The organism is Burkholderia sp. AU33545, assembly GCF_020419685.1.
GTDB lineage: Bacteria > Pseudomonadota > Gammaproteobacteria > Burkholderiales > Burkholderiaceae > Burkholderia > Burkholderia diffusa.
Window position 1 is genome coordinate 433,327 of record NZ_JAIZRQ010000007.1, and the last position, 13,847, is coordinate 447,173.

The following is a 13,847-nucleotide window of genomic DNA, read 5'->3' on the forward strand; positions in this document are numbered from 1 at the left end:
CCGCGGCTGCTTACAACCGGCCTGCGGCCCAATCGAATCAATGCGACACTCGCAGCCAGGCGACGCGACCACGACGCAATCGTCGGTTGGTCGAATGTGCGCGCCAGCGCCCCCCCGATATCTCGTCGCATCCGGCACCTGCATCACGGGTCCGTCCACTTCGCCGGACCGAATAAGGAGAACAGTTGATGTATTCGTGGTTCGAACGGCGCCTGCCGACTTTCCCGCTCGAAGATCCCGTCACGCCGCCGAGGGGATTCTTCTCGTTCGTCTGGGCGTGCACGAAAGGCGCGCGGGGCTGGATCCTGCTGATCGCGCTGACTTCGGCCGCGCTGGCCGCGTACGAAGCCGCGCTGTTCGCGATGATGGGGCGCGTGGTCGACTGGCTGTCGTCCGCGACACCGGCGGAATTCGGCGGCCGACACTTCGGCACGCTCGCTGGCTTCGCGGCGATCCTTGCCAGCAGCGCATTGCTGATCGCGCTGCATACGATGGTCAAGCACCAGGTGCTCGCGATCAACTTCCCGATGCGGCTGCGCTGGCTGTTTCACCGGCTGATGCTCGACCAGAGCCTGTCGTTCTATGCGAACGAGTTCGCCGGCCGCGTGACGACCAAGATCATGCAGACCGCGCTTGCCGTGCGCGATGCGCTGTTCATGTCGGTCGACGTCGTGATCGGCGTCGCAGCGTACCTGATCGGCATCCTCGCGCTCGCGGCGAGCTTCGACTGGCGGCTGATGATTCCGCTCGCGCTGTGGGCGCTCGGCTACGGCGCGGCCTGCGCGTATTTCGTGCCGCGCCTGGGTGCCGTCGGCAGCCGGCAGGCCGACGCACGCGCGTTGATGACGGGCCGCATCACCGATGCGTATTCGAACATCACGACCGTGAAGCTGTTCTCGCACACGCGGCGGGAAGCTGACCACGCGCGCCGAGCGATGGAGGCGTTCAAGGCGACCGGCGACGCGCAGATGCGGCTCGTCAGCGCGTTCGAGATCGTCAATCACCTGCTGTCGACGCTGCTGCTGGTCGGCTCGACCGGTCTCGCGCTGTATCTGTGGCTGCACGGCGAGGCGAGCGCGGGCGTGGTCGCAGCGGTGATCGCGATGGCGCTGCGCCTGTCGAGCTATTCGCACTGGATCATGTGGGAGATGACCGAGCTGTTCGAGAACGTCGGCATGATCCAGGACGGCATCAACACGCTGACGAAGGCGCGCAACGTGGTCGACGCACCCGACGCGAAGGCGCTCGTCGTCCAACGCGGCGGCATCGTGTTCGACAACGTGCGCTTCGCGCACGAGGACAACGAGCGCGCGGTGTTCGACGGGCTGAACCTGACGATCCGGCCGGGCGAGCGGATCGGCCTGATCGGCCGCTCGGGCGCCGGCAAGTCGACGCTCGTGAACCTGCTGCTGCGCTTCTACGACGTGGACGGCGGCGCGATCCGGATCGACGGGCAGGACATCGCGCACGTGACGCAGGACAGCCTGCGCGCGGCGATCGGGATGGTCACTCAGGATACGTCACTGCTGCACCGGACGATGCGCGAAAACATCCTGTATGGTCGCCCCGACGCGACCGAGCGCGAGATGCACGACGCGGCCGTGCGCGCGGAAGCGTCCGACTTCATCGAACGGCTGCGCGACCGGCACGGGCGCAGCGGCTATGACGTCGAGGTCGGCGAGCGCGGCGTGAAGCTGTCGGGCGGCCAGCGGCAGCGCGTCGCGATCGCGCGCGTGATGCTCAAGGACGCGCCGATCCTCGTGCTCGACGAAGCGACCAGCGCGCTCGACTCCGAAGTCGAGATCGCGATCCAGCGCAGCCTCGACGGCCTGATGAGCGGCAAGACGGTGATCGCGATTGCACACCGGCTGTCGACGATCGCGGCGATGGACCGGCTGATCGTGCTCGACGAAGGGCGCATCGTCGAGGAAGGCACGCACCAGCAACTGCTTCAGGCTGGCGGTATCTATGCGGCGCTGTGGGCGCACCAGAGCGGCGGGTTTCTCGGCGAAACGGCGGAGGCGGAAGGCGCGGAGCAGTAAGCCGCTCCACGATACGTGCAACGCGCGGCCTCGTTGCCGGGGCCACGCGCCGCACCCGACACTACAACCGCACGATCGTCGATTTCAGCTCGGTGTACTTGTCGAGCGCATGCAGCGACTTGTCGCGACCGTTGCCCGACTGCTTGTAGCCGCCGAACGGGAAGTTCATGTCGTCGCTGCCGTCGCCGTAGCAGTTGACCCACACGGTGCCCGCCCGCAGGCGCCGCGCAAGCCGGTGCGCAGTCGCGAGGTCGGCCGACCACACGGCCGCGGCCAGCCCGTACTCGGTGTCGTTGGCAATGCGAATGGCCTCGTCGACGTCGTCGAACACGATCACCGACAGCACGGGCCCGAAGATTTCCTCGCGCGCAATCTTCGCATCGGGCTTCACCTCGAAGACCGTCGGCTCGACGTAGAAGCCGCCCGTCTCCTCCTTCACACGTGTACCGCCCGTGACGAGCCTGCCTTCGCTGCGCCCCGCCTCGATATAGCCGAGCACGCGTTCGAGCTGGATGCCGTCGACGATCGCGCCCATCGTCACCGAGGGATCGAGCGGATGCCCGGGCGCGAAACGCCGCGATGCTTCGACCAGTTTCGCGACGAATACATCCTTGATGTCGCGATGCACGAGCAAACGCGAGCCGGCCGTACACACTTCGCCCATGTTGAAGAAGATCGCGTCGGCAGCGGCCTGCGCGGCGCGGTCGAGATCGGGGCAATCGGGAAGCACGATGTTCGGCGACTTGCCGCCCAGTTCGAGCCATACGCGCTTCAGGTTCGACTGCGCGGCGCACGCCATGATCTGCTGGCCCGTGCGCGTCGACCCGGTAAATGCGATGCAATCGACATCGCGATGCAGCGCGAGCGCCCTGCCCGGCTCCGCGCCGCCCGGCACGACGCTGAACACGCCGGGCGGCACGCCCGCGTCGCATGCGAGCTGCGCGACGCGGATCGCGGTCAACGGCGATTTCTCCGACGGCTTCAGCACCACGCTGTTGCCCGCCGCGAGCGCCGGCGCGAACTTCCACGCGGCCATCAGCAGCGGGAAATTCCACGGCACGACCGCCGCGACGACGCCGATCGGCTCGCGCGTGACGAGCCCGACGAGATGATGGTCCGCCGGCACGACCTCGCCGCCGACCTTGTCGATCGCTTCCGCATACCACTCGACGCAATGCGCGGCGGCCGGCACGTCGATCGCTGTGGTGTCGGCGATCGGCTTGCCGGTGTCGAGCGTCTCGAGCAGCGCGAGTTCGTCGAGATGCTCGCGCATCAGCGCGGTCCAGCGCTGCAAAACGGCTTTCCGGACGCGCGGGTTCATGCCGGCCCAGACCCGCGCGTCGAACGCGCGGCGCGCAGCCGCGACCGCTGCGTCGACATCGTCGCCGCCGCAATCGGCCACGTGCCCGAGCACGCGGCCATCGATCGGGCTCACGCAGGCGAAGGTCGCGCCGGCGTGCGCGTCACGCGCTTTGCCGTCGATGAACGCGCGCCCTTCGATCCGCAACACGGCCGCGCGGGCCTGCCAGTCTTCGTATGTCCGTTGATTCATTCGTACTCCCATGAAAAGTCGTGCATCACGAACCGGTGACCGGATCGATCGGCGTGAAGATCCCCGCGCGCGCCTCGATCGCCTCGCCCGCGGCAAGACACAGCGCCTCCTGGAAGCGTCCGGCGACGAGCTGCACGCCGGTCGGCACGCCGTCGCGAATGCCGGTCGGCACCGACAGCCCCGGCAGCCCGAGCAGCGCGGTCGCAAGCAGTGGCCCCTGCCGGCCGATGATCTCGCGCATCGCGTCGTCACCACGCTGGTCGGCGTCGATCTCGAACGGCTGCGCGCACGACACGGGCATCAGCAGCAGCGGATAGCGCGTAAAGAACTGCTGCCAGTCGCGCAGCAGCGCGGTGCGACGCGCGAGGCCGTTCATGTAGCCGGCGAGATCCAGCGGCGCCGCGAGATTGCGCTGGCTCGCGAACGCGGTGCGGATCGCCGCGTCGCCGTGCTGCATGATCACGTCGCCAAGCCCGCTGCGCGCTTCGTTGGTCACGAGGTCGAGCCACAGTTCGCACGCTTCGGCGATCCGCGGCGGTTCCGCTTCCTCGACGATGCAGCCGGCGTCCTCGAGCCAACGCGCGGCCTGCCGCATCGCGTCGACGACCACCGGATCGGACGGCACGCCCGGCAGCGCCGTGCACACGGCCACGCGTGCAGGGAACGCGGCCTCGCGCGCGACCGGCGCGACCGGCATCCACCATGCGTCGCGTGCGTCGCCGGCCGCCATCGCGTCGAGCGCAAGACGCAGGTCGCCGACCGTGCGCGCGAGCGGCCCCTGCACGGATGCGAGCTGCACCGCGAGCGTGCGGTCCTTCGACTGCGTCGGGTTGTACGCGGGAACGCGCCCGGTGCTCGGCCGCAGCCCGGCGACACCGCACGCATACGCCGGGTACCGGATCGAACCGCCCAGGTCGTTGCCGTGCGCGATCGCGCCGATGCCGGCGGCCACCGCCGCGGCCGCGCCGCCGCTCGAACCGCCCGGCGTCAGCGCCGGATTCCACGGGTTCGACGTGCGGCCGTGCAATTCGTTGTCGGTAAACCAGCGATACGAAAACGCCGGTGCGTTGCTACGCCCGATCACGATCGCGCCGGCCTTGCGCAGGTTCGCGGTCACCGGGCTGTCCTCCTGCGCGACCAGGTCCGAAAACGCGCGCACGCCGTTGGTCGTCGCGCATCCGGCCGTGTCGACGTTGATCTTCACGGTCACCGGCACACCGTGCAGCGGGCCGAGCGGCGCGCCGCGCGCAATCGCTGCATCGGCATCGGATGCCGCCTGCAACGCGCTGTCGGCCATGACGTCGACGATCGCGTTGATGACGGGGTTCACCTGTTCAAGCCGCTGCAGGCAGCTGCGCGTGAGTTCCGTCGCCGACACGTCGCGCCGTGCGACATGCGCGGCCATCTCGGCCGCACTGAGACGCCACAATTCCTGAGTCATGGGTTGCTCCTCGTTGATCTCGATAGTTGTCGCAAGCCGGCCGCGCATTACGCGCGCGGCTGGTCGGCCTGCGGTGAATGCGACGCATAGACCTTGCGGCACGTTTCGACGACTTCCCACGTGCCGCGAAAACCCGGCGGGATCACGAACCGGTCGCCGGCGCGCAGCACGCGCTCGCGGCCGTCCGCATCGCGCACGATCGCGACGCCGCTCAGCATTTCGCAATACTCCGATTCGTCGTAGTCGATCGTCCAGCGGCCGGGCGTGCATTCCCAGATTCCGCAACTGAACTGTCCGCACGGGCTGATGTAGTGATGCGACAGCGTCTGCATCGGGTTGCCGTCGAGCAGCAGCCCGCTCGGCACGCGGCTCTGCGTGAGCTTCGCCGGCGCCCGCATCAGGTCGACGAGATTCGTGATGTTGGTCATGTTTGCCTCCAGGGCATGAGTAGTTCGAAATGTTGCGGTGCCGCGCGGCCGGACGAGGCGGCCCACGCGGGTCAGAGCAGGTCCATCGCGCGGTGCCACGCCATCGCGAGCGCCAGCATCGGTGTACGCAGCAGTTGTCCGCCCGGGAAGTCGCGATGGCGAATCCGCCCGAACAGGTCGAAGCGCGCAGACTGGGCGTCGATCGCTTCCGCGATCAGCCGCCCAGCGAGGCCGGTCACGTTGACGCCATGCCCGGAGAAGCCCTGCGCGAAATACACGGTCGGCTCGAGCCGGCCGAAATGCGGCGCGCGACTCATCGTCGCGTCGATCAGGCCACCCCACGCATAGTCGACCCGCACGTCGGCAAGCTGCGGAAACGTCTTCAGCATGTCGCGCCGCATCGCGGCCGCGAGGTCGCGCGGCGTGTTCGTCGAGCTGCTGGCCTTGCCGCCCCACAGCAGCCGGCGGTCGCGCGTTAGCCGGAAATAGTCGAGCGCCGAATTGCAGTCGCAGACCGCCGCGTCGGCCGGCATCGTCTCGGCCGCGCGCGTGTCGCCGAGCGGCTCCGTCGCGATCACGTAAGTCGCCACCGGAATGATCTTGCGCGCGAGCGCCGGCGCTAGCTGCCCGAGGTATGCATTGCCCGCCAGCACGACGTAGCGGGCGTCCACGTGCCCGTGCGCGCACCTGACGCGGTGGTACGGCGCGGCACGCTCGAGCGCGAGCACGGGCGTGTCCTCGTGGATCGTCACGCCGGCCTCGCGTGCCGCCCGCGCGAGGCCGAGGGTGTAGTTCAGCGGGTGCAGGTGGCCGCTGCCGTCGTGACGCAGGCCGCCGACGTAACGGTCCGAGGCGACGAAGTGCTGCATGTCGGCACGCTCGACGATTTCGTAGCCGCGATAGTCGAAGCGGCTTGCCGCGGTATCGCGCCATTTGCGCAGCGCATCGAGATGGCGCGGCTTGTTCGCGGCAATCAGGTAGCCGAACGTCAGGTCGCAATCGATGCCGTGCCGCTCGACCCGCTGCCTGACGATATCGACCGACTCCAGCCCCATCGCCCACACGCGCCGCACGTCGTCGTCCGGCAGGTACGCCGAGAACGTATCGATGTCGCACGCGTACCCGGCAATCAACTGGCCGCCGTTGCGCCCGCTCGCGCCCCAGCCGATCTTCGACGCCTCGACGAGCACGACCGAATGGCCGCGTTCGGCGAGATCGAGCGCCGCGGACAGGCCGGTGAGCCCGCCACCGATCACGCAGACGTCGGCGGTCACGCCCCCGTCGAGCTGCGGATGGTGCACACGGCTGTTGACCGTCGCTGCATAGTACGACTGAACATGTTGCTGGTTTTTGAACTTGAGCATGAGTGAGACTCGCGAATGGCGTCGCGTCAGAATGCGTAGATGAGTTGGGTCGCGAGCAGGTCGTTCGACTTCGCATACGACCCGTCGTGACGCAGGAAGACCTTGTTGCTCGCCCAGTCGTGCCGGTATTCGACCTTCACCGTCACCTGCTGGGTCGGGTAGAACAGCAGGTCGAACGCGGCGGCCTGCCGCGTCGCGCCCTTGCACTCGAAGCCGACGCCGCCGTTCGTCTTCGACAGCGCAAGGCAGTCCGCGTCGATGCCGAAGCCGTTGTTCGGATCCATCCCGTTGCCGTTCAGGCCGATCGACGAACCGCCGCCGCCGTTCTTCCGGTTCACGAGCAGGTCATAGCGCAGCGTCGCGCCCATCCGGCCGATCACCGGCGCGTTGAACTTGCGGTGCGCGAGCAGCGACAGCCCGAACCACTGCGCAAGCCCGCCGTTGAACGCACCGTGCTGCTGCTGGCCATAGTCGATCTCAGCGTTGTACTGCGCGTCGGCGAGCGTGTAGGTTGCGTCGGCTTCGCCGAAGAAGAACGCGCCGTACGCGCTCGGCGCGTTGCCGCCGACGCCGTAACGCACGTTGCCGGTCGCCGGATCGATCGCGCTCGGCAGCGTCTGGCGGCCGATGTTGATCGAGCCGCCGATATCGAGCGCGCTGCCGTGCATGTAGTCGACGCGCGCGGTGAAGGTCGGCACCTTGTTGCTCGTCGTAATCGGGTCGCCGAGCGCGTTGACGCCCGTCTGCGTAACCGCGCCCGCGCTGCGGAACTGCTCGTTGCCGACGAAGAACTTCCACGCCCAGTGGCCGTCCGCGCTCTGGTAGTTGATGCCCGCGCCGATCGACGAACCGGGGTCGGAGAAATCGTACAGCAGATTGTGCGTGAGCGTGAGCATCTGGTTCGACTGCTGGTACTCGTAGCCGCCGAAGCCGAGCACGAGGCCGCCGACGAACGCCGTCGTGCCCGACAGCGGCACCGTGACGACCGCCGTGTTCACGATGTCGAGCCCGCCCGCGCCGCTGCCAGTCATCATCGCCAGGCCCGCGCCGCGGTTCGGCATCAATGTGATTTCCGCGGACGGCGCGGTCGGGCCAACGCCAAATGTCTTCTTGATGTCGAGGAATACGTCGCCGAACGTGCTGTTGTAGTACGTATATGCGTTCTCATGGTTCGCGAACTGGAACGACGACGTGCCGGCGCCGCGGTTGTACACGTAGGTCGGGTCGATGTAGCCGGTCACCGAGAGCCCTGCAATCGGGCCCGTGCGCGCCGCGTCGGTCAGCGAGTCGACCTTCAGTTGCTGGTTCGCGACCTGCTGGCGGATTTCCGTCACGTCGTCGTTGGTCAGCACGGCCGGCGCCTGCCCGTACCCGGGCGCCGACGCGTCGGCGGCGGCCGCGCCGGTCGCCACTGGCGCTGCGTTGGATGCAGCCGGCACGGCCCCCGGTTTCGCGGCGAGTTGCGATTGCATCGCGCTCATCTGCCGCTGCAGCACGGCGAGCTGCTGCTGCAGTGCCCTGATCTGATCGGCGCTCGAGTTCGCAAGGGCGAGCCCCGGCAGCGCACCTGCGATCAGCGCGCACAGATACTTCTTCTTCATGGAAAGTCTCCTGGTCGTTCTTCACTTCACGGGATGCGGTGCGGGGGCGTGCCGGGGGTGCGCGGCCGACGGGCGCGAAGGCGCCGAAGCAGCCGGTGACGCAGGTGCATCCGGCGTGGACGCCGCATGCCACGCACGCGCATCGCGCGCCTGCCGCCGCTCGCGGGCCAGCATCGCGCGGTTCACGACGACGACGCCGATCGTCACGACCGAGATGAACACCGTTGCGAGCGCATTCATTTCCGGATTCAGACCGAGCCGCACGCGCGAGAACACGACGAGCGGCAGCGTCGTCGAACCGGGGCCCGACAGGAACGCGGACAGGATCACGTCGTCGATCGACACCGTGAACGCGAGCAGCCAGCCTGACACCAGCGCCTGCGCGATCAGCGGCAGCGTAATCACGAAGAACACTTTCCACGGCCTCGCGCCGAGGTCGAGCGCGGCTTCCTCGATCGAGCGGTCGAGCTCCTTCACACGCGACTGCACGATCACCGCGACGAACGACAGGCACAGCATCACGTGGCCGATCCAGATCGTCAGCCAGCCGCGCCCGGCCGGCCAGCCGAAGGTCTGCTGCATCGCGACGAACAGCAGCAGCAACGAGATGCCCTGGATCACTTCGGGAATCACCAGCGGCGCGTTGATCATCGCCGCGTAGAGCGTGAAGCCGCGAAAGCGCCCCATGCGGGCCAGCACGAAGCCGGCCCACGTGCCGATCGCGACCGACGCAGTGGCCGTCAGCAACGCGATCTTCAGCGACAGCCACGCGGCCGCGAGCAGTTCGCCGTCGTGTAGCAGCGCGCCGTACCACTTCAGCGAGAAGCCCGACCACACCGTCACCAACTTCGACTCGTTGAACGAATAGACGACGAGACTGACGATCGGCACGTACAGGAACAGGAAGCCCACGCCCAGCACGCACGCGGACAGGATGCGATTCGCGCGCGTCATTTCTGCGCCTCCGCTTCGGTCTGGCTGTAATGGAGCAGCGCCATCGGCACGAGCAGCAGCAGCACCATCGTCACCGTCACGGCGGACGCCATCGGCCAGTCCATGTTGTTGAAGAACTCGTCCCACATCACGCGGCCGAGCATCAGCGTGTTCGCGCCGCCGAGCAGTTCGGGAATCACGTACTCACCCACTGCCGGGATGAACACGAGCAGGCTGCCCGCGACGATGCCGTTCTTCGACAGCGGCAACGTGATGCGCCAGAACGCGGACCACGGCGTCGCGCCGAGATCGTTGGCGGCCTCCAGCAGCGTGAGGTCCATCTTCACGAGGTGCGCGTACAGCGGCATCACCATGAACGGGAGATACGAATAGACCATGCCGATGTAGACGCCCGCGTCGGTGTGATATAGGCGCAGCGGCGTCGCGATCACGCCGAGTCCCGCCAGCGTGCGATTCAGCAGCCCGTCGTCCTTCATGATCCCGACCCACGCATACACGCGGATCAGGAACGACGTCCAGAACGGCAGCATCACGGCCATCATCAGCAGGTTGCGGCGGGCCGGCGCCGAGCGTGCGATGCAATACGCGATCGGATAGCCGGCCAGCAGGCACATCAGCGTCGACGCGGCGGCCATCTTCAGCGAGCTGACGTAGGTTTTCAGGTACAGGTCGTCCTGCAGCAGCAGCGCGTAATGCTTCAGCGACAGCGCGACCTGCACCGTGCCGGCCTCCAGCCGCGCGAGCGCGGTGTACGGCGGAATGCCGAGCATCTGGTCGGCGAAGCTGATCTTGAACACCAGCACGAACGGCAGCGCGAAGAAGATCGTGAGCCACACGAACGGCACGCCGATCGCCACGTTGCGGCCCGACGGCAGGAAGCGCGACAGGGCGGCGAAGCGGCTGCGGCGTTTGGCGGCCTGAGTCGTAGCGGTCGCACCGGTCGGCACCGGCGCGGAAGGAGTGGAAGCGGAAGTTCTCATCATGTCGCCCTCATTGCGTCAGCACGACGCCGCTGGCCGGCGACCACGACACGAACACGTCGTCGTTCCACGCCGGCGCGCTGTCGTGCATCAGGTGCGAGCTCGACAGGTTCGACACCACCGTCTTGCCGCTCGGCAGGCGCACGTGGTACAGCGAGTACGCGCCCATGTACGCGATGTCGGTCACGACGCCGCGCGCCCAGTTGTGATGCGAGCCGGGCTTTTCGCGGGACACGTGCACGCGTTCCGGGCGCACCGAGATGCCGACCGGCATGCCGAGCGGGCCGGTCACGCCGTGGCTCACGTACATGCGTGCCTCGAGGTCGTCGCTCTCGACGAAGATGTGATCGGGTTCGTCCTCGACCACGCGCCCCTCGAACAGGTTCGTCGAGCCGATGAATTCGGCCGAGAAGCGGCTGTTCGGGAATTCGTACACTTCGCCGGGCGAGCCGATCTGCACGATCTTGCCTTCGCTCATCACCGCGAGGCGGCTCGCCATCGTCATCGCTTCTTCCTGATCGTGCGTGACCATCACGCAGGTCACGTCGACCTTCTCGATGATGTTCACCAGTTCGAGCTGGGTCTTCTGGCGGATCTTCTTGTCGAGCGCGGACATCGGCTCGTCGAGCAGCAGCAGCTTCGGGCGCTTCACCAGCGAGCGGGCGAGCGCGACGCGCTGCTGCTGGCCGCCCGACAGTTGATGCGGCTTGCGCTTCGCGTACTTGCTCATCTGCACGAGCGCAAGCGCGTCGGCCACGCGTTCCTTGATTTCGTTCTTCGGCGTACCTTCCTGCTTCAGGCCGAACGCGACGTTCGACTCGACCGACATGTGCGGAAAGAGCGCGTACGACTGGAACATCATGTTCACCGGCCGGCGGTACGGCGGCAGCGACGCGAGGTCCTCGCCGTCGACGAAGATCTTGCCGGAGGTGGCCGTTTCCAGCCCGGCGAGCATGCGCAGCAGCGTCGACTTGCCGCATCCCGAGCTGCCGAGCAGTGCGAACAATTCGTTTTTTGCGATCGTCAGGTTCACGTTGTCGACGGCCGTGCTGTCGCCGAATTTCTTCACGACGTTTTCGATGCGCACGAAGGCATCGTGGCGCGCGCCGGCCGCGGCCGGCGCATCCGCGAGTAGCTGGATCATCGTCGTCGCCCTCAACCGCCCGACTTCAGCTGCAGCCACAAACGGTTCTGCATCCGCGCGATGTCGCCGCTTCGCGGCATCGCAAGCGACGTCTTCGCGAGCGTGCCGTCAGGCAGGTAGACGTTCGAATCCTGTGCGATCGCGGGCGTCACGAACGCGCGCGCGGCCTTGTTCGCGCTCGGATAGAAGATCTCGTTCGTGATTGCCGCGTTGGTCTTCGGATCCTCGATATAGTTGATCCACTTCAGCGCGGCTTCCGGGTGCGGCGCATCCTTCGGAATCGCCATCACGTCGAACCACAGCAGGCCGCCTTCTTTCGGATTCACGTAGCGGATTTCGTACGACCGCTTCGCGTCCTGCGTGCGCCGCCGCGCGATGCTGACGTCGCCCGACCAGCCGAGCACGACGCATACGTCGTTGTTCGCGAGATCGTCCGCGTAGCCGGCCGAGCTGAACTGCGTCACGTACGGGCGGATCTTCTTCAGCACGTCGTAGGCCGCCTGGTAGTCGGCCGGGTTCTTGCTCTCCGGATCCTTGCCGATGTACTGCAGCGCCGCCGCGAATGCGGCGTCCGGCGCATCGAGCAGCGAGATGCCGCAGCCTTTCAGCTTCGCGGCGTTCACCGGGTCGAACAGCAACGCCCAACTGTCGGTCGGCGCGGTGTCGCCGAGCCGCTTGCGGACCGCCTCGACGTTGTAGCCGATGCCCGTCGTGCCCCACGCCCAGGGCACGCCGTACTGGTTGCCCGGGTCGGCCTTCGCCATCATCTTCATCAGCGCCGGGTCGAGGTTCGCGAGATTCGGCAGCTTCGACTTGTCGAGTTTCTGATACACGCCGGCCTGAATCTGCTGCGCGAGATAGTTCGATGTCGGCACGACGATGTCGTAGCCCGAGCTGCCCGCGAGCAGCTTGGTCTGCAGCGTATCGTCGCTGTCGTAGCTGTCGTAGCGGACCTTGATGCCCGTCTGCTTCTCGAAGTTCGGTACCGTATCCTTCGCGACGTACTCCGACCAGTTGTACACGTTCAGGTTGGACTCGCCCGCGTGAGCAGACAGGCTGGCCGCGAGGGCGAGCCCCGCCGAGGTGGCGAGCGCGGCGCGGACGGCCGGACGACGGCGAATACGGATACGCATGGGGATTCTCCTTGTGATGGCGATCGGCCGTTGCGCCCGGTCCGGTCCGGACTCGCGTCAACGCCGTCAAGCGGTGTTCAGCACAAGGGTCAATGTAGAGATCGCGGCCCGCACCGTCAGTCCCGAAAACCGGGACAAACGGCGACGTCGATCAGGGCCGTTTGGGTAGATTCCCGCGTAGCCAGTCGAAATTGTTCGTGATACCTGTAGCGCCACCTGAAATCTTCGAAACACGACGCCATGAGCGCTGCGCTTCCCGCCCCCGATCTCCCGCTGAGCCACGTCGCATTCGTGACGGAAACGCTCGGCGACATCGCGCAAGCCGTCGGGACGACGCAATTCATGCGCGCCGTCTACGACACCCTCGTGCGCTACGTCGACTTCGACGCCGTGCATCTCGACTACGAACGCAGTGCATCGTCGGGCCGGCGCAGCGTCGGCTGGATCGGCAGCTTCGGCCGCGAGCCCGAGCTGGTCGCGCAGGTGATGCGCCACTACTACCGCAGCTATGCGAGCGACGACGCCACGTACGCGGCGATCGAAACGGAAAGCGACGTGCAGTTGCTGCAGGTATCGTCGCAGCGCGTCGCGAGCGAACTCCGGCATCTGTTCTTCGATGCCGGCGATATTCACGACGAATGCGTGATCGCGGGCGTGACGGGCGGCACGCGCTACTCGATCTCGATCGCGCGTTCGCGGCGGCTGCCGCCGTTTTCGCTGAAGGAGCTGAGCCTGCTGAAACATCTGTCGCAGGTCGTACTGCCGATGGCGTCCACCCACAAACGCCTGCTCGGCGCAATCTCCGCCGACGAAGGGCAACGCGACGCGCTCGATCTCGACCTCGTCGCGCAATGGCTACCGGAATGGCAGGAACGGTTGACCGCACGCGAGATGCATGTGTGCGCGTCGTTCATCCAGGGCATGACGTCGGCCGCGATCGCGCAGACGATGGGTCTCAAGACGTCCACCATCGATACGTATGCGAAACGCGCATTCGCAAAGCTCGGCGTCGACTCGCGCAGGCAACTGATGACGCTCGTGCTGAGAAACGCGTCGCGACGGCACGACGCGTAGGTTCCCCGCGCGCCGGGCGCCGGCTCGTTGCGCGCGCATCCATCTTCGCGCCGCCTCATAACGATTCGAAAATTTGTTGGTTCCCTTGACGGTGCGCTGTCCGTATCGTTCACCGACTCGTCAGACAAATCGAC

General features: G+C 66.9%; 11 protein-coding genes. 2 read left to right on the forward strand and 9 right to left on the reverse strand.

Annotated features, from left to right (window positions below):
• Positions 1 to 188 precede the first annotated feature (188 nt).
• Positions 189 to 2,042 (forward strand): ABC transporter ATP-binding protein, encoded by a 1,854-nt coding sequence (locus tag LGM71_RS24800; RefSeq protein ID WP_226116935.1) that lies wholly within the window; start codon positions 189 to 191, stop codon positions 2,040 to 2,042.
• Between the two features lie 61 nt (positions 2,043 to 2,103).
• Here the strand turns inward: LGM71_RS24800 and LGM71_RS24805 are convergent, their stop codons facing one another.
• The 9 genes from LGM71_RS24805 to LGM71_RS24845 form a co-directional block, all read right to left on the reverse strand.
• Positions 2,104 to 3,594 (reverse strand): aldehyde dehydrogenase, encoded by a 1,491-nt coding sequence (locus LGM71_RS24805; RefSeq protein ID WP_226116937.1) that lies wholly within the window; start codon positions 3,592 to 3,594, stop codon positions 2,104 to 2,106.
• A gap of 25 nt (positions 3,595 to 3,619) precedes the next feature.
• A complete protein-coding gene (locus LGM71_RS24810) occupies positions 3,620 to 5,035 on the reverse strand; it encodes an amidase family protein (RefSeq protein WP_226116939.1) in 1,416 nt (471 codons plus the stop codon).
• Between the two features lie 47 nt (positions 5,036 to 5,082).
• Complete coding sequence (locus LGM71_RS24815) at positions 5,083 to 5,463, reverse strand: cupin domain-containing protein (protein WP_124629469.1); 381 nt, start codon at positions 5,461 to 5,463, stop codon at positions 5,083 to 5,085.
• A gap of 71 nt (positions 5,464 to 5,534) precedes the next feature.
• Positions 5,535 to 6,827, reverse strand: coding sequence for an NAD(P)/FAD-dependent oxidoreductase (locus LGM71_RS24820; protein WP_226116940.1), 1,293 nt, complete (start codon positions 6,825 to 6,827; stop codon positions 5,535 to 5,537).
• Positions 6,828 to 6,853: 26 nt separating this feature from the next.
• The gene (locus LGM71_RS24825) at positions 6,854 to 8,428 is read right to left on the reverse strand and encodes a DUF3138 family protein (RefSeq protein ID WP_226116947.1); all 1,575 of its coding nucleotides are present in this window, start codon (positions 8,426 to 8,428) and stop codon (positions 6,854 to 6,856) included.
• Between the two features lie 21 nt (positions 8,429 to 8,449).
• Positions 8,450 to 9,382, reverse strand: coding sequence for an ABC transporter permease subunit (locus LGM71_RS24830; RefSeq protein WP_226116948.1), 933 nt, complete (start codon positions 9,380 to 9,382; stop codon positions 8,450 to 8,452).
• A complete protein-coding gene (locus LGM71_RS24835) occupies positions 9,379 to 10,362 on the reverse strand; it encodes an ABC transporter permease subunit (RefSeq protein WP_226117071.1) in 984 nt (327 codons plus the stop codon). The genes LGM71_RS24830 and LGM71_RS24835 overlap by 4 nt, the downstream gene beginning before the upstream one ends.
• Positions 10,363 to 10,372: 10 nt before the next feature.
• A complete protein-coding gene (locus LGM71_RS24840; RefSeq protein WP_175816509.1) occupies positions 10,373 to 11,506 on the reverse strand; it encodes an ABC transporter ATP-binding protein in 1,134 nt (377 codons plus the stop codon).
• An 11-nt stretch (positions 11,507 to 11,517) separates the two neighbouring features.
• Positions 11,518 to 12,639 (reverse strand): polyamine ABC transporter substrate-binding protein, encoded by a 1,122-nt coding sequence (locus tag LGM71_RS24845; protein ID WP_226116949.1) that lies wholly within the window; start codon positions 12,637 to 12,639, stop codon positions 11,518 to 11,520.
• 240 nt (positions 12,640 to 12,879) lie between these two features.
• Between LGM71_RS24845 and LGM71_RS24850 the strand changes: the two genes are divergently transcribed.
• A complete protein-coding gene (locus LGM71_RS24850; RefSeq protein ID WP_226116951.1) occupies positions 12,880 to 13,713 on the forward strand; it encodes a helix-turn-helix transcriptional regulator in 834 nt (277 codons plus the stop codon).
• The last annotated feature ends 134 nt before the right edge of the window (positions 13,714 to 13,847 follow it).